The sequence below is a fragment of the Bradyrhizobium monzae genome, assembly GCF_021458635.1.
Classification (GTDB): Bacteria; Pseudomonadota; Alphaproteobacteria; order Rhizobiales; family Xanthobacteraceae; genus Bradyrhizobium.
In genome coordinates this window covers 1-15,701 of the sequence record NZ_JAIRDQ010000008.1, presented here as the reverse complement: position 1 = coordinate 15,701, position 15,701 = coordinate 1, and the positions used below count along the sequence as shown (strand labels likewise).

Below are 15,701 nucleotides of genomic sequence, written 5' to 3'. Positions count from 1 at the left end.
GCGGCGAGCGCGATCTACCACATCGCCCGCATCCGGCCAAGTGGTTGCGGGTCGGGCCTGATATTTATGCAAGATATGGTGGGGATCGAAGCATTTTCGGGTGTGGACGGCTCTCTGGAACCGCCCCGATCCGATCGGCCCAGAAGAGCCCGCTTCGGACCCAAATTGACGGCCCGTAGGCCGGTCGAATTCCCCTACAGTCCGGTATACCCCGCCTTCACCGGGTCCACGCTGCCGTCGAGCTGGCGCAGATAGGTCAGGCCGCAGACCGTCAACCTGTGAGTGTCTTTCTCGCCCGCCTCCATCAAGGTATTGAGATAGTTCGTGACCTTCAGGCGCGCCTCCTCGCTCGCCGCCGCGCTGCGGTTGGCGAGCAGGTCATAGGTCTGCATGATGCGGTCGATGGCGGCTTCCATAGCACCCTCTGTTTCTCTGTGATTTTGGGAGTCTTGATCAGGCGGCCCGGGCACCGGACCACGCCTCGAACCTGGCGATGGCCTTGTTGGCCAGTCTGATCTTGTTGAATTCGCCGCGCTGCAGCAGCTTGATGATGATCTCGAGCAGGCGCTCATTGGTGACGAGCGTGTCGGGGATAGCGCCGGAGCGGCGGAGGTAATTCGCGGCGATCGCGTAGGAGTCGCTCACGAGCTCGACGTTCATAGCCTGCAACCCGCGTTCGACCAGCATCGCATCCTCCGATCCGGAGAGACAACTGCGGTGCGGCGAACTGGTTCCGCTTGCCGGCACATTTTTCGCAACCGCGAAAAGACGACAAAACGCACCGGTCCGGGGAAAAGCCGGGCCGGCGCGCTTGGGGAAGCAGGCACGATTGGGAAGGCTTGCCGGTCTTGTTATGGGCCGGCTTGGCCAATCCCTTCGAAAACTCAGAGCCGATACAGGATCTGGTCGGTCCAGAACCGCTCGAGCCGGTGCAGCGACTTGTTGAGGGTCGAGAACTCCTCGCCCGAGATGCCGCCGACCTGTTCGACGGTCTTGACGTGCTTCTGGTACAGGGAGTCGACGATGCGGCGGACTTCCTGGCCCTGCGGCGTCAGGCGAATGCGCACCGAGCGGCGGTCAACGCGCGAGCGCTGATGATCGAGGAAGCCGAGCTCGACGAGCTTCTTCAGATTGTAGGAGACGTTGGAGCCGAGATAGTAACCGCGCGTGCGCAGCTCGCCCGCGGTCAACTCCTTGTCGCCGATGTTATAGAGCAGGAGCGCCTGCACGGAATTGATGTCGGCGCGGCCACGACGATCGAACTCGTCCTTGATCACGTCGAGGAGACGGCGATGCAGCCGCTCCACCAGAGTCAATGCTTCCAGATAGAGCGACTGCACCGAACCCTGCGGGCCCGAAACGCGCTCTGCGGTATCTGCCGCAGTTGCGACGGCTTTCATCATGACACTTCCCCTGTTGTCGTTTTTATCGACACTTATTCGACGAAACTTGTGTCCCGTCTGATAGGTGCAACTTAAGGGGGGCGTTTGAAGATCGGCTTAAATAAGAGAATAAAGAGATCATGAATTTAAGACAGTGAATTGCGGATTAAGCCTGTGCCACAAGGGCTTTTCGCAACCCTCTGTTGACCGTCGCAAGGTCCTGTTCACCCTCCGTCCGCACCGACTGTCGCATTCCAGAACAGCCCCGCCCCGTTTCGAAACGCACGCGTAAGAGCTGTGGCGGATATCGCTAGGTCAATGAAAAGTTACCTCGAATTTTACGCAACCAACGGTCAACCAAGCGCGCGCAACTTCGCCAACTCCGCTCTCGTGTCCCGGACAAGCGAAGCGCAGATCCGGGACCCGGAAAGCCAAAAGCGAGATCGCGGAAAGATGGGCCCCGGCTCTGTAACGCACCATGCCGCGAGCGCGGCACGCTGCATTGCGTCCGGGGCACGAGACCATTTTTGCCCGCGACGACTTCGACTATGGCGGCCGTTCGCGCGCGGCCATCCAGGCGAGCGCGAGATAGGCGGCAAGCATGAAGGCTTCGACGCCGACCACGACCAGGCTGCCGCCATAGATCCCGGGGAACATCAGCTCGATCACCGCCATTGAGACCACGGTTGTGAGCCACACCACCGCGCCCCAGGGCGTGGCGAGCCAGAGGCCGACGGCGGCGACGAGCTCGATCACGGCGAAGTAGATGGTCGAGGCCTGCCAGGCCATCGACTGGTTCTCGAATGCCTCGTCCTCGCCGCCGACGAAGCCCGTCACCTGCGCCCAGTGATAGAGACCTTTGAGGATCGACAGTAGCGCCATCACACGCAGGAACAGCACCAGCCGGCGCGTCCAGGCATTGTCGTCGGACTCGGGGCGCTCCGACGAGATCGCCGCCACCGACATCGCATTGTCGCGGGCGCTGTCTCTGACGGCGTCCCTGGCATTGGCGCCGTCGCGGGCCGCATCGCGGGTGGAGATCTCGGACATGGCCCCCTTCTGGCTGTTTCGCCCCCCAAAATCAATCGGCAGCGCAAGCCGGTTCAATCAAGCCGGTTCAATTCTGCCTTGCGGCAGGTCAAGCCGCGGTGGCGGGAACCATGCGAGCTGGTATAAGAATAATTCCAGCCGGAGGAGTTGTGATGGCGATCAAATACGGACGTCCGATCGAACTGCGCGAGGTCGCGCGCGGGACTGGTGCAGCGGTGCCCCACGCCCTCGATCTGACCGTCCGCCCACGTCGCAACCGCAAGGCCGAATGGGCCCGCCGGATGGTGCGCGAGAACGTGCTCACCACCGACGACCTGATCTGGCCGCTGTTCCTGATCGATGGCAACAACAAGCGCGAGCAGATCGCCTCGATGCCGGGCGTCGAGCGTCTCAGCGTCGATCAGGCCGTGCGCGAGGCCGAGCGCGCGATGAAGCTCACGATTCCCTGCCTTGCGCTGTTTCCCTACACCGACCCCTCCTTGCGCGACGAGGAAGGCTCGGAAGCGACCAACCCGAATAATCTGGTCTGCCAGGCGGTGCGCGCGATCAAGAAGGAGTTTCCGGACATCGGCATCCTCTGCGACGTCGCGCTCGATCCCTTCACCAGCCACGGCCATGACGGCCTGATCGTCGACGGCAAGATCTTGAACGACGAGACGGTCGCGGTGCTGGTGCGCCAGGCGCTGGTGCAGGCTGAGGCCGGCTGCGACATCATCGCGCCCTCCGACATGATGGACGGCCGCGTCGCCGCGATCCGCGAGGGGCTGGACCACTCAGGGCTGCTCGACGTGCAGATCATGGCCTATGCGGCCAAATACGCCTCCGCCTTCTACGGCCCGTTCCGCGACGCCATTGGCTCGGCCAAGACATTGACCGGCGACAAGCGCACCTACCAGATGGACAGCGCCAACACCGACGAGGCACTGCGCGAGGTCGAGCTCGACATCTCCGAAGGCGCCGACATGGTAATGGTGAAGCCCGGCATGCCCTATCTCGACGTGGTCCGCCGCGTGAAGGACACGTTCGCGATGCCGACCTTCGCCTACCAGGTCTCCGGCGAATACGCGATGATCGCCGCCGCCGCCAACAACGGCTGGCTCGACGGCGACCGCGCCATGATGGAGAGCCTGCTCGCCTTCAAGCGCGCCGGCGCCGATGGCGTGCTCAGCTATTTTGCGCCGAAGGCAGCGGAGAAGCTGCGCGCCCAAGGATAAGCTCTCGGGTGGGCAAAGCGACTTGTCCGCCGTAGCTCGGAGAGCGACGGCGCCCGCCTTACGGCTGCGTCGCCAAGCCCCAACCCCCCGCCCCCGAATCGCCGGAATATTTCGGCTTGTTAACCCCTGCGCACCCTTGGCAGGGGAATAGCGTGTTCCCATGTCCTGCCACGGGAGTTTTCCCTGGAGGACGGACGATGTCTTATGACTCGGGTAGTTCAGGCGCCTGGCGCAGTGATGGCGCGGCTCACGCCTACGATCCCTATCTGCATCCGGAGCTGTTCCGCGGTGTCGCGACGCGGCGGGTGTTCGCGTTCCTGATCGACATGGTCGTGATCTCCGTTCCCGTCATCCTCGGCTACATCTTCATCGCCGTGTTCGGCGTGGTGACGCTCGGCATCGGCTGGGCGCTGTTCTGGCTGGCCTGGCCCGCCTCCGTGGTCTGGGCCATCGTCTATTATGGCGCCTGCATCGGCGGCCCCTCGTCCGCGACGATCGGGATGCGGGTCATGGATCTTGAGTTGCGCACCTGGTACGGCGCGCCCGGCTACTTTGTCCTCGGCGCGACCCATGCCGTGTTGTTCTGGGTGACGGTCTCGTTCCTGTCGCCGTTCGTCGTGCTGGTCGGCCTGTTCAACGGCCGCCGGCGCCTGCTCCAGGACTTCGTGCTGGGAACGGTCGTGATCAACAATTCCGTTCGGGCGCCCGTGCCCCAGACGGCAAGGACCTATTGAGAACGGGTGGTCAAGGACCTGCTAACCAGGATCCGCTAGACTGACTGATCTGATCTGCCAAGCAGACCGATTGACCGGGAGCTTTCGTAGCGCGATGCTGATACCGACTTCGGAGGCCCACGACGTCCCTTGACCCAGCACTCGCGCGATACCCCACAATTTTACCTCACGGCGCCGTCCCCCTGCCCGTATCTGCCGGGACGGCATGAGCGCAAGGTGTTCACACACCTCGTGGGTGAGCGCGCCGGCGACCTCAACGACCTCCTGACCCATGGCGGGTTCCGCCGCAGCCAGTCGATCGCCTATCGGCCGGCCTGCGACCAGTGCCGGGCCTGCGTCTCGGTCCGCGTGGTCGCCAACGAGTTCCGCCCCTCCCGCAACTTCCGCAAGGTGATGGCGCGCAATTCCGACATCGTCGGCGAGCAGCGCAGCGCGGTCCCGACCTCCGAGCAATATTCGGTGTTCCGCGCCTATCTCGACGCCCGTCACCGCCATGGCGGCATGGCCGACATGACCGTGCTCGACTACGCGATGATGGTCGAGGACAGCCATGTCGAGACCCGGATCATCGAGTATCGCAAGCGCGGTCCCGACAGCGGCATTACCGGCCGTGGCGAGGAGTTGATCGCGGTCGCGTTGACCGACGTGCTCAGCGACGGTCTGTCGATGGTCTATTCGTTCTTCGAGCCGAGCCAGGTCAGCCGCTCGATGGGCACCTTCATGATCCTCGACCATATCGCGCGCGCCCGCCGGCAAGGCCTGCCCTACGTCTATCTCGGCTACTGGATCGAAGGGTCCAAGAAGATGGACTACAAGGCCCGCTTCCTGCCGCAGCAGCGCCTCGCCCCGTCAGGCTGGCTGCGCATCGATGCGCAGGGAGACGCGGCGTCCGAGCCCCAGGATTAAGAAAACGGTGGTTCGACATCGCGCAGCGAGCGGTGGCTTGTGCTTGCAATCTGCAAGATCATTCACACGCAGGGAAGCCGCTTGTTGACGCCTCGCCAGATATACATATCATACGATGTATATCCACAGGAGAAGCAGCATGCAGGTCGCCAAATGGGGAAATAGCCTCGCCGTGCGCCTTCCTGCGGCCGTAGTCGACGCTCTCGAACTGAAGGAAGGCGACGAGATCGAAATTCAAGTCGCTGGTGCCAGGCAATTCAGCGTCGCACGCAAACCCGATCGCAGTGAATTGCTGAAGCGTCTCCGGGCCTTCCGCGGTCGCCTCCCCGCCGATTTCAAGTTCGACCGGAATGAGGCGAATGAAAGGTAGCTTCTTCGACACCAATGTCGTCGTGTATCTCCTGTCCGGAGATTCCGCGAAGGCAGATGTCGTTGAACAAGCGCTTTCACAAGGTGGCACCATCAGCGTTCAGGTGCTCAACGAAGTGGCCAATGTGTCGCGCCGAAAAATGCAGTGGTCCTGGAAGGAAACGAATACGTTCCTGAGCCTGCTGCGCAGCTTGCTAACCGTCGATCCAATAACTGTCGAGGTCCATGACACGGGCCTACGTCTCGCTGAGCGCTACGGGATTCCAGTCTACGACGCAATGATCGCGGCCTCAGCCCTCCACGCCGGTTGCGATACGTTGTTGTCGGAGGATTTTCAGCATGGTTTGGTGCTCAAGGAAGGACTTCGCATCAGCAATCCTTTTCTTTGAGAAGCAAACAGTCGGCGATCATGCGTCGATCGCTCACCCGAACAGCGTATCGACCAGCAGCTTGAGATTCAAAATCACGATCACGCCCGCGACGATCCACGCCACGGCGGCGACCGACGCCGGTATCGCGAACTGCCCCATCTTGCGGCGGTCCGACACGAAGCGGACCAGCGGGATGACGGCGAAGGGAAGCTGCATCGACAGCACGACCTGGCTGAACACGAGCAGATCCGCGGTGCCGCGCTCGCCATAGATCGCGGTGACGACGATCACCGGAATGATGGCGATGCCGCGCGTCAGCAGGCGGCGCGCCCAGCTCGGCAGGCGCAGGTCGAGAAAACCTTCCATCACGATCTGGCCAGCGAGCGTCGCCGTCACCGTCGAGTTGAGGCCTGACGCCAGCAGCGCCACCGCGAACAGCGTCGAGGCGATGCCGAGGCCAAGCAGCGGCGAGAGCAGCTCAAAGGCCTGGCCGATCTCGGCGACGTCGGAATGGCCGCTCTTGTGGAACGTCGCGGCAGCCACGACGAGGATCGCAGCGTTGATGAACAGCGCCAGCATCAGCGCGATGGTGGAATCCGTCGTCGCCCATTTGATCGCCTCGCGACGGCCCTCGTCGTCGCGCGCATAGGCGCGGGTCTGCACGATCGAGGAGTGCAGATAGAGATTATGCGGCATCACGGTCGCGCCGATGATGCCGATCGCGATGTAGAGCATCTCGGGATTGGTGAATATCTCCGTCGTCGGCACGAATCCCCTGAGCATCTCTGCAACCGGCGGCGCTGCCGCGGCGAGCTGGACCGTGAAGCAAACTGCGATCACGACGAGCAGCGCAATGACGAAGGCTTCGAGGAAGCGGAAGCCGCGGTTCATCAGGACGAGCAGCAGGAAGGCATCGAGCGCGGCAATCAGCGCACCGCCGATCAGGGGAATGCCGAACAGCAATTTCAGCGCGATTGCAGTGCCGATCACCTCGGCGAGATCGCAGGCGATGATCGCTGCTTCGCAAGCCAACCAGAGCAGGAGGTTGACGGCCGGCGAATAGGTCGCACGGCAGGCCTGCGCGAGATCGCGGTCGGTAACGATGCCGAGCCGCGCTGCCAGCGCCTGGAGCAGGATCGCCATCAGGTTCGAGAGCAGGATGACCGAGAGCAGCGTGTAGCCGAACCTCGACCCGCCGGCGAGGTCGGTCGCCCAATTGCCGGGGTCCATGTAGCCGACCGAGACCATGTAGCCGGGGCCGACAAAGGCCAGCAGGCGCCGCCACCACGCCCCCGCTGCTGGGATGGCGACCGTGGCGTTCACCTCGGCCAGGCTCTTGGTCGTCGGCGCGTCGGCGCGCCAACCGGTGGCCTCTCGGGTCAGTTCCTGGATCAAATCGGGCGATCGGGCATCCATACTGGCACAATACCGGAGTCGAATCTTATTGCAACTCATTTGCAACTGCATCTGGCCGTATCGGTTCCCTGCGGCGGCCCCCGTTTTGCCCAGGCGTATCGGGAAGCGGGTGGGTTTGGCCCTCGCCGAAGGCCGATACTGGCGCCAATCCGACTTTGCAGGAAATGAGCCATGTTAAATGCCCCTCGCCTCCCCGAGACCTTCAATCGTCTCGCCTGGTCCAACCTCGCGGCGCAGTCGGCCGAGCAGATCGCCTTGGCTGCGGCCCCCATCGTCGCGGTGCTGACGCTGGGCGTCGCCGAAGGCCAGACCGGCCTGCTCCAGACCGCCCTTACTTTGCCGTTCGTCCTGTTCGCCATTCCGGCCGGCCTGCTTGCCGACCGCATCTCCCGCCGCTCACTGATGGCAGGCGCCGAGGCCCTGCGCGCGGTGGCGCTGGCAACCATCGTGCTGCTGCTCGCACTCGGGGCACTCAACCTGCCGCTGCTGGCGCTGCTCGGCTTTGCCGCCGTCTGCGGCACCGTCGTCTACAGCGTGGCCGCGCCGGCCCTGGTGCCTTCGCTGGTCAGCGCGGAGCTGTTGCCGGCTGCGAATGCCCGCATCGAACTTGCGCGCACCATCGCCTTTGCAAGTGGCCCTGCCCTTGGCGGGGCGCTGGTGGGCTGGTGGGGCGCGAGCCCGGCGTTCGGCTTTGCCGCGGCGCTCTCGGCGATCGCCGTCGTGCTGCTCTCCGGCATCTACGAGCCGGCACGTACGCCTGTGCCGCGCCGTCATCCGTTCCAGGACATCCGGGAAGGCGCGGCCTTCGTGTTTCACCATCCGCTGCTGCGGCCGGTGTTCATCACACAGTTCATTTTCAACACAGGTTGGTTCCTGCAGATTGCAGTGTTCGTGCCCTACGCCGTACGCCATCTCGGCCTGACCGCCGCCGGTGTCGGCACCGTGCTGACGATGTACGGCGTCGGCATGGTGATCGGCGCGCTGTTCGCCACGCGCGTGATGAAGCGCATTGCGTTCGGCACCGTGGTCGGCCTCGGCCCGGTGACCGGCTTCGTCGCCGCGGTCGTGATGGCGCTGACGGTGCTGGTGCCCTCGCCGTGGCTCGCGGGTCTCAGCTTCTTCCTGCTCGGCGTCGGGCCGATCCTGTGGGTGATCTCGACCACGACGCTGCGCCAGTCCGTGACGCCGCCGCGCCTGCTCGGACGCGTCTCCGCGATCAACATCATGAGCTACGGCGCCCGCCCGCTCGGCTCGGCGCTGGGCGCCATCGTCGGCGGCTTCTGGAGCGCGGAAGCGTGCCTCTATCTCGCGGCCGCCGTGTTCGGCGTGCAGGCACTCGTCATTTGGCTCTCGCCTGCGGTAGCGCTGGATCGGCAGCCGGCCATGGTGGGGGACGAAGCGGTGGCAAGCTGCTAGTTGGCCAGATAGCGCTCGTAGCTTCCCGTCACCGGCTCGCTCGCGTCGACTTCGGGATCGAGCGTGTAGAGATCCTGTGCGCGGCCGATGCCGCGTAGCGCGTAGCGGCCGGTGGAGACGAGGTAGCGGCGGCCGGCGGCATCCAGGCCCTTGTAGAACTCTGCTGATGCCAAGAGTTCACGATCGACCGAGCGGCTCATCGAGGCGATGCGGCTGACCTCGTTGACGGTCGGCCCCACCACCGTGAAGTCGAGCCGGTCCTCGCTGCCGATATTGCCGTAAAAGACCTCGCCGACATGCAGGCCGATATAGGCTGAGGTGGTCGGACGGCCGTCAGCCGCCCGGCGGGCGTTGAGCGCCGCGACGTTCTGGCGGAACAGGTGCTCGGCGCGCAGCGCGGCGCGGCGGGCATGCGCCATGTCCTCGCCGGTGAACATCGCCAGCACGCCATCGCCGATCAGCTTCAGCACGTCGCCGCCGGCGTCGTGGATGGCGTCGATCACGGCCTGGGCGTAGTCGTTGAGGAATGGAATGATCTCGTCCGGCCCGATGCTCTCGCTGATCCCGGTCGAGCCGCGCAAATCCGAATACCAGAGCACGGCGTTGATCCGTTCGGTGACGCCGCGCGAAATGCGTCCGCCCAGCACCTGCTCGGAAGCGCCGCGCCCGAGATAGACGCGCCCCAGCGTGCGGGCGATGTCGACCTGCTGCGCCGATTTGATCGCAAGCCCCAGCACCGGCACGAGATCGCGCAGGGCCTCCAGCTCGGCTTCGTCAAAGCCTTCATCGCGCCGCGTCGTCCAGCAGGAATAGAGGCAATCCATCAGGCCGAGCGCGCCGTTCTCGCCGAAGCGATGCACGAAGGCGAGATAATGCTTGTGGCCCTTCTCGGCGAGCTCGCCGATCTGCGAAAAATCCATCGAGGGCGCGTCGGCCAGATCGATCACCATCTCGTCGTGGCCGTGCTCGAGCATGTGGAAGAACACCGAGCGGCGCCAGTGCTTGGCGGCGTCGCCTTCGGCGGTCGAGCCGTATTCGAACATTTCGCGCTCGTTGCTGGCCCGGTCGCTCCAGAGAAAGCCGCGGCCCTCGTAGATCGGATGCAGCGTGTCGATGACGACAAGCCCGCGCGAGAGTTCCAGCCCCTCGGCGCGGCAGCGCTCGCAAAAGCCGCGCAGCAGCGCGTTTTCGGGAAGGCCGGTGAGGCCCTGACCGGTCAGCCAGTTCATCAGCGCAAGGCGGGAGGTGAGTTGCATGCGCCATTATGGCGTGCATTCGTGACGAGCGAAAGGCCGTGCACAACCAAGGCTCCCACCAGCAGCAGGTCGAATATGTCGCGGACGCTGTTGACGCGCTCGCGCCTCGGGCCGCAAATGCAGGGGATGACACCGACGACCAGACATATGGCGACATGAGCCAGCGGCAGCTTCCGATCATCCTGGCGCTCGGCACGACGCAGACCCTGGCTTGGGCCTCCAGCTATTATTTGCCTGCCCTGCTTGCGGATCCGATGGCGCACGACCTCGGCATCTCCACCAACTGGATTTTTGGCGCGTTCTCGGCCTCGCTGGTGATCTCCGCGATGCTGGGGCCGCGCATCGGGCGGCAGATCGATCTCGTCGGCGGCCGGCAGGTGCTGTCGGCCTCGAACCTGACCATTGCCGCCGGCCTCGTGCTGCTTGGGTTCTCGCAATCCGTGGCGGTGATGGCGTTCGCCTGGCTCGTGCTCGGCATCGGCATGGCGATGGGGCTCTATGACGCTGCCTTCGCCGCGCTCGGCCGCATCTACGGCACCAACGCGCGCGGCTCGATCACCGGCATCACGCTGATGGCGGGCTTTGCCTCGACCGTCGGCTGGCCCCTGACCGCCTGGGGACTGTCCCATTTCGGCTGGCGCGACACGTGTTTCGCCTGGGCCGCCGCCAACATCCTGATCGGCCTGCCCCTCAATTTCTTCATGCTGCCTTCGATCAAGGGCGCCAAGCAGGCCGCGGCAACGGCGGAGAAGCCGCATGTCCCGCTCGACCGGACCATGATCCTGCTCGCCTTCGTCTTCGCCGCGGTCTGGACCGTCACCGGCGCCATGGCGGTGCATTTTCCGCGCATCCTGGAGGCAACCGGCGCGACACATGTCGAGGCGATCGCAGCCGGCGCGCTGATCGGCCCGGCCCAGGTGATCGCGCGTATTCTCGAGGCGAGCGTTCTCTCCCGCTTTCATCCGCTGTGGTCGACCCGGCTCGCCTGCCTCACCCATCCGATCGGAGCTGCCGTCGTCGCCATCTTCGGCGCACCCGCCGCGAGCGCCTTTGCGCTGCTGCACGGCTCCGGCAACGGCATTTTGACCATCGCGCGCGGAACGCTGCCGCTCTCGATCTTCGGCCCGAAGGATTTCGGCTACCGGCTTGGCGTCATCGGCGCGCCGGCGCGGATGGCACAGGCGATAGCGCCGCTGGCTTTCGGCCTGCTGATCGATGTCATGGGCGCCAAGGTGCTGATGGTCTCGTCCGCACTCAGCCTGTCGGCACTGGCCGCGCTGGTCCTGATCCGCGCAACGCCGCGGCCGGATTGACCGTGCCTGCGCTTTCGCGCACAAGCACAGCATGACCGACGACAAAACCCCGCCCCGCACGTTCAAAGGCCTCCTGCGCTGGGCGATGACGCCGCCGCAGGCCTGGGGCGTCTATCTCCTCGCCGTGCTGCTGGTGTGGCTGCTTTCGTTCTATGCCGGTACGCTGAAGCCGAAGAAGACGCCGGACGCGAGCCCGCCGACGGTCACCGCGCCGAAAAGCTAGGCCGGCTTCGGCTGGCTGGTCGCGATCCAGATGCCGGCGAACACGGCAACCAACCCGATCAGGAGATTTGGCGTGATCGGCTCGCCGATCAGCAGCGCTGCCAGCAAAGTTGCCGCGATCGGATTGACCGTCATCGTGTTGGCGACCAGGGTCGGCGTGGCACGCGCCAGCGAAGCTAGTCATAAAACTCGGGCGACATCTTCTGGCTGTCGCGCTGGGCCTTGTCGTGGTTGATCCAGAGCTGCGCTTTCTCCTTGGTCAGCGTGTCGGCGATCTTCTGCATCGAAGCGACCGACTGGTCCTTGCTGACATTGTTGACGGGAACGCGCCGGTTCTCCCAATTGCTCTTGAAGTGGGCGGCATCGCCGGAGAGTACGATCGCCCCGGTCTTCGGCAATTTCACCAGCAGCGACTGATGTCCCGGCGTGTGACCGGGCGTCGAGAGGACGGTGATGCTGCCGTCGCCGAACACGTCCTTGTCGCCGGCGAGCAGCTCGGCTGGATGCGAGGGCTTGAAGCGCGGTTCGTTATTGGCACCGGGCCAGTCATATTCGGCCTTCTGCACGTACAGCGTCGCCTGGGGAAACATCTCGACATTGCCGATGTGATCGGGATGCGTATGCGAGACGCCCATTGCCTTGACGTCGGCGGGCTTGACGCCGATCTGCTCGAGCTGGGCTGCAAGCGTCTTCGGCCGCTTCCAGGTCACGGCCTTCGGATCGGCCGGCGCAAGACCGTTCGGCATCGCGGCGACCGCGTCGGGGATACCGGTGTCCCACAGGAACCAGCCCTGGCTGTGCTTGATGAGATAGCAGGTGTCGACGAAATCCATCGACTGGCCTTCGTTCACCCCGGGTGACCAGCGTCCGATGTCGCCGGCGACGCCCTCTCCGCAATTCATGATGTAAAGCCGTTCGACACCCGGCTTCTGTGCGAGCGCAGCCTGGGCGGACAGCGCCAGTGCGGCGATGGTGAGAGCGAGCGCGATCTTGCGTGTCATCCTTGGTCCTCCTGGCAGCGCCTTTCTTGCTGCGACCGAGGATCAACCCCGCCCCCGCCGCAGAATTCCGCTTCCACGCACCTTAGGCCGCCGCGCCCCGTCTTTCTAATGCGCGATGCCAGCGTATCAGGCGATTGACAGGCCGGCGCAGGTCGCTGTAATTGGCGCCATGGGGATTTGAGCGATCTCCCCACGAGGCGACATGCCCAAGTATCGCGTCCCCCGATTTTGCGAGGACGCAACACCATGTCAACGTTCACGACCATATCATCCGACAAATTGGCGCGCCTGATCGGCACGGCCAACGCCCCTGTTCTGATCGACGTACGCACCGAGGAAGACTTTGCCGCCGACCGGCGGTTGATTCCCGGCTCCATCAGGCTCAACCACGAGACCGTCGCGGAATGGGGCGGCGGCTTTGCCGGCCGCTCCGCGATCGTCTCCTGCCTGCGCGGCGGCAAGCTCGCGCAGGGCACCGCAGCCTGGCTGCGCCAGCTCGGCGTGGAGGCCGAGACGCTCGATGGCGGTTTTGAGGCGTGGAAGGAAGCAAAGCTGCCGCTCGTCGACACGCGCAAGCTGCCACCACGCGACGCCAGGGGACGCACCGTCTGGGTGACGCGCGCGCGGCCGAAGGTCGACCGCATCGCCTGCCCCTGGCTGATCCGCCGCTTCGTCGATCCCAACGCGGTGTTTCTGTTTGTCGCGCCATCCGAAGTGGTCGCCGTCGGCGAGCGCTTCAACGCAGCTCCCTTCGACATCGAGAACGTGTTCTGGAGCCACCGCGGCGAGCTCTGCACCTTCGATGTGATGATCGAGGAATTCGGGATTGCCACGCCGGCTCTGCTCCGGCTCGCGACGCTGGTCCGCGGCGCCGACACCGCGCGGCCCGACCTCGCGCCGGAGGCGCCCGGCCTGCTCGCGGCCTCGCTCGGGCTGTCGCGCATGTACGATGACGACCTCGCACAGCTCGAGGCCGGCATGCTGCTCTACGATGCCTTCTATCGCTGGTGCCGCGATGCCACCGGCGAAACCCACAACTGGCCGACCAACAAGGTGAAGGCGTAATGGATATCCGTAACGCCCAAGCAGGAGCTGATGCCGGTCACGGCATCAGCTTCGGTGAAGCTTTTCGCGTCTGGCTGCGGGTCGCGTGCCTAAGCTTTGGCGGGCCCGCGGGCCAGATCGCGGTCATGCACCGCATCCTGGTCGAGGAGAAGAACTGGATCTCGGAGGGCCGCTTTTTGCATGCCCTGAACTACTGCATGCTGCTGCCGGGACCGGAGGCACAGCAGCTCGCGACCTATGTCGGCTGGCTGATGCATCGCACCGCCGGCGGGCTGATGGCGGGCGGGCTGTTCATCCTGCCCGGCATCATCGCCATCATGGGCCTGAGCTACATCTATGCGGCCTACGGCAATGTCAGTTTCGTCGAGGCGCTGTTCTTCGGCCTGAAGGCCGCCGTGCTCGCCATCGTCATCGAGGCCGTCTTCCGCGTCGGCAAGCGGGCGCTGAAGAACCGCATCATGATCGCGCTGGCTGCGATCGCTTTCGTTGCGATCTTTTTCTTCGCCGTCCCCTTTCCGATCATCATCATCGCCGCTGGTTTGATCGGCTATGCCGGCGCACGCGCCGGTCGGCCGGAGTTCGCGCCTGCCGGTCACGGCCATGGCGGTAGTTCAGCCGTGATCGACAGCATGCTCGGCGAAGCCGTGCCCGAGCATGTCCGTCCCAACACGGCGCGCGCGATCCGCACCGCCGCGCTGTGGCTGGCGCTCTGGCTCGTGCCGGTGGTCGTGTTGCTGTTGGTCCTCGGCCAGGCAAGCGTGTTCAGCCAGATCGCGCTGTTCTTCTCGAAGATGGCACTGGTCACCTTCGGCGGCGCTTACGCCGTGCTGGCCTATGTCGCCCAGCAGGCGGTCGAACATTATCACTGGCTGAAGCCGCAGGAGATGCTCGACGGCCTCGGCATGGCCGAGACCACGCCGGGACCGCTGATCATGGTGCTCCAGTTCGTGGGCTTCATGGCGGCCTATCGCGACCCGAGCGGCCTGTCGCCCATGCTGGCAGCGACGCTCGGTGGATTGCTGGCGACCTGGGTCACCTTCACGCCCTGCTTCCTCTGGATCTTCGTCGGCGCGCCCTACATCGAGCGTCTGCGCGGCAACACGGGCCTCGCCGGCGCGCTGAGTGCGATCACCGCCGCCGTCGTCGGCGTGATCCTCAACCTCTCGATCTGGTTCGCGCTGCACACGCTATTCCGCGAGACCGTGCCGATGCACGCCTTCCCGCTTGATTTCGACAGGCCGGTGCTGACGAGCGTCGACGTGCCGGCGCTTGTGCTGTCGATCGCGGCCGCAACCGCGATCTTCCGGTTCAAGCTGGGTATGCTGACGGTGCTGGCGGGCAGTTGCGTCGCCGGCGTGGCGCTGCGGCTGGTGGGCGTGATCTGAGGCACTTGCTGGCTTCCTGGTTTGCTATCGGAAGACGACGTTGAAACCGACGGGTTTGCCTGTTGACCTTGGGCCAAATCCAAACATCAACGGGGGCGATGCCAAAGACATGGCCGCTGTCAGCTGTCATAGTCCAGCGCGTTTCTGCCTTGCGGTGATCGCCGCCACCTCAATCCATCCCGCCAATGACGCCAAGAAACGAACCGCCGAAGAAAGAAGCAGCAAGCATCATGAGATAGGTCGTCGCAGTGGTTTCCTGTTCGTGTTGAAAATGTTGAAACCCAAGCAGCCCCATTAGACAAATCCCCGCGCAGATTGTCGGCCAAAATATCCGACGCCGGGCTGCGAGCCGCTGGGCCTGGGTAGCCCACGGAGGCTGTGATAGATTTCTGGATCGACGAAGCGATATTGCGGCGCTCAAGGCTACCACGATCGTACAGGCAGTGAGGAAGTACATTAGACACTATCCTTAGCGCCAACCGTTGCGATCGCAAATGCCACAGGCAGCCATAGCTTGAATTAATTGCCACAACCTTACGCTTTGCTCGACAGCTGACGCTAATACCTTGGAACTCTCATCATCCCTCCCCATCGACAGTGA

Annotated in this window: 18 protein-coding genes and 1 pseudogene; 11 read left to right on the top strand and 8 right to left on the bottom strand. The window is 64.3% G+C overall.

Annotated elements, in window-relative coordinates; genetic code table 11:
* Positions 1–194: 194 nt before the first annotated feature.
* From K3F49_RS26200 to K3F49_RS26185, 4 genes are all read right to left on the bottom strand, one after another.
* Positions 195–416 carry a hypothetical protein gene (locus tag K3F49_RS26200; protein ID WP_234683817.1) on the bottom strand — a complete coding sequence of 74 codons (222 nt, stop codon included), beginning with the start codon at positions 414–416 and terminating at the stop codon, positions 195–197.
* A 37-nt stretch (positions 417–453) separates the two neighbouring features.
* Positions 454–687, bottom strand: a complete 234-nt coding sequence (locus tag K3F49_RS26195) for a hypothetical protein (protein ID WP_234683816.1) — start codon at positions 685–687, stop codon at positions 454–456.
* A 197-nt stretch (positions 688–884) separates the two neighbouring features.
* Positions 885–1,403 (bottom strand): transcriptional regulator LdtR, encoded by a 519-nt coding sequence (gene ldtR, locus K3F49_RS26190; RefSeq protein ID WP_027529973.1) that lies wholly within the window; start codon positions 1,401–1,403, stop codon positions 885–887.
* Between the two features lie 525 nt (positions 1,404–1,928).
* Positions 1,929–2,432, bottom strand: coding sequence for a DUF6163 family protein (locus K3F49_RS26185; RefSeq protein WP_234683815.1), 504 nt, complete (start codon positions 2,430–2,432; stop codon positions 1,929–1,931).
* A 152-nt stretch (positions 2,433–2,584) separates the two neighbouring features.
* Here K3F49_RS26185 and hemB point away from each other — a divergent pair, with 152 nt between their 5' ends.
* The 5 genes from hemB to K3F49_RS26160 all read left to right on the top strand — a co-directional run bounded on the left by hemB (position 2,585) and on the right by K3F49_RS26160 (position 6,044).
* Positions 2,585–3,646: a porphobilinogen synthase gene (gene hemB, locus K3F49_RS26180; protein WP_234683814.1), complete on the top strand. Its 1,062-nt coding sequence runs from the start codon at positions 2,585–2,587 to the stop codon at positions 3,644–3,646.
* A gap of 197 nt (positions 3,647–3,843) precedes the next feature.
* Positions 3,844–4,380 (top strand): RDD family protein, encoded by a 537-nt coding sequence (locus K3F49_RS26175; RefSeq protein ID WP_148773813.1) that lies wholly within the window; start codon positions 3,844–3,846, stop codon positions 4,378–4,380.
* Between the two features lie 129 nt (positions 4,381–4,509).
* Positions 4,510–5,286 carry an arginyltransferase gene (locus tag K3F49_RS26170; protein ID WP_234683813.1) on the top strand — a complete coding sequence of 259 codons (777 nt, stop codon included), beginning with the start codon at positions 4,510–4,512 and terminating at the stop codon, positions 5,284–5,286.
* 139 nt (positions 5,287–5,425) lie between these two features.
* Positions 5,426–5,656, top strand: coding sequence for an AbrB/MazE/SpoVT family DNA-binding domain-containing protein (locus tag K3F49_RS26165; protein WP_234683812.1), 231 nt, complete (start codon positions 5,426–5,428; stop codon positions 5,654–5,656).
* Complete coding sequence (locus K3F49_RS26160; protein WP_234683811.1) at positions 5,646–6,044, top strand: PIN domain-containing protein; 399 nt, start codon at positions 5,646–5,648, stop codon at positions 6,042–6,044. The genes K3F49_RS26165 and K3F49_RS26160 overlap by 11 nt, the downstream gene beginning before the upstream one ends.
* A gap of 33 nt (positions 6,045–6,077) precedes the next feature.
* Here K3F49_RS26160 and K3F49_RS26155 read toward each other — a convergent pair whose 3' ends face one another.
* Positions 6,078–7,442, bottom strand: coding sequence for an Nramp family divalent metal transporter (locus K3F49_RS26155; RefSeq protein ID WP_234683810.1), 1,365 nt, complete (start codon positions 7,440–7,442; stop codon positions 6,078–6,080).
* Positions 7,443–7,613: 171 nt separating this feature from the next.
* On the opposite strand from K3F49_RS26155, the gene K3F49_RS26150 reads away from it, so the two are divergent.
* Positions 7,614–8,858 (top strand): MFS transporter, encoded by a 1,245-nt coding sequence (locus tag K3F49_RS26150; RefSeq protein WP_234683809.1) that lies wholly within the window; start codon positions 7,614–7,616, stop codon positions 8,856–8,858.
* On the opposite strand, the gene K3F49_RS26145 is transcribed toward K3F49_RS26150, so the two are convergent.
* Positions 8,855–10,114, bottom strand: coding sequence for an adenylate/guanylate cyclase domain-containing protein (locus tag K3F49_RS26145; RefSeq protein WP_234683808.1), 1,260 nt, complete (start codon positions 10,112–10,114; stop codon positions 8,855–8,857). The two genes, K3F49_RS26150 and K3F49_RS26145, sit on opposite strands and share 4 nt — an antisense overlap.
* A 155-nt stretch (positions 10,115–10,269) precedes the next feature.
* On the opposite strand from K3F49_RS26145, the gene K3F49_RS26140 reads away from it, so the two are divergent.
* Both K3F49_RS26140 and K3F49_RS26135 read left to right on the top strand, forming a co-directional pair.
* Positions 10,270–11,427, top strand: a complete 1,158-nt coding sequence (locus K3F49_RS26140) for an MFS transporter (RefSeq protein WP_234684093.1) — start codon at positions 10,270–10,272, stop codon at positions 11,425–11,427.
* Positions 11,428–11,458: 31 nt separating this feature from the next.
* On the top strand, positions 11,459–11,650 hold the full coding sequence (locus K3F49_RS26135) for a hypothetical protein (RefSeq protein WP_234683807.1): 192 nt from the start codon (positions 11,459–11,461) through the stop codon (positions 11,648–11,650).
* On the opposite strand, the pseudogene K3F49_RS26130 reads toward K3F49_RS26135, so the two are convergent.
* Together K3F49_RS26130 and K3F49_RS26125 are read right to left on the bottom strand one after the other, a co-directional pair.
* Positions 11,647–11,823, bottom strand: a pseudogene (locus K3F49_RS26130) (EamA family transporter); the annotation flags it as partial. The gene K3F49_RS26135 and the pseudogene K3F49_RS26130 sit on opposite strands and share 4 nt — an antisense overlap.
* Positions 11,824–11,825: 2 nt before the next feature.
* Positions 11,826–12,650 (bottom strand): N-acyl homoserine lactonase family protein, encoded by an 825-nt coding sequence (locus tag K3F49_RS26125; RefSeq protein WP_234683805.1) that lies wholly within the window; start codon positions 12,648–12,650, stop codon positions 11,826–11,828.
* 246 nt (positions 12,651–12,896) lie between these two features.
* On the opposite strand from K3F49_RS26125, the gene K3F49_RS26120 reads away from it, so the two are divergent.
* From K3F49_RS26120 to K3F49_RS26110, 3 genes are read left to right on the top strand one after another with little or no spacing between them, the layout of a single operon-like run.
* A complete protein-coding gene (locus tag K3F49_RS26120; RefSeq protein WP_234683804.1) occupies positions 12,897–13,715 on the top strand; it encodes a chromate resistance protein ChrB domain-containing protein in 819 nt (272 codons plus the stop codon).
* Positions 13,715–15,100: a chromate efflux transporter gene (gene chrA, locus K3F49_RS26115; RefSeq protein ID WP_234683803.1), complete on the top strand. Its 1,386-nt coding sequence runs from the start codon at positions 13,715–13,717 to the stop codon at positions 15,098–15,100. Before K3F49_RS26120 ends, chrA begins: the two co-directional genes overlap by 1 nt.
* Before the next feature lie 40 nt (positions 15,101–15,140).
* Complete coding sequence (locus tag K3F49_RS26110; RefSeq protein WP_234683802.1) at positions 15,141–15,398, top strand: hypothetical protein; 258 nt, start codon at positions 15,141–15,143, stop codon at positions 15,396–15,398.
* Positions 15,399–15,701 lie beyond the last annotated feature (303 nt).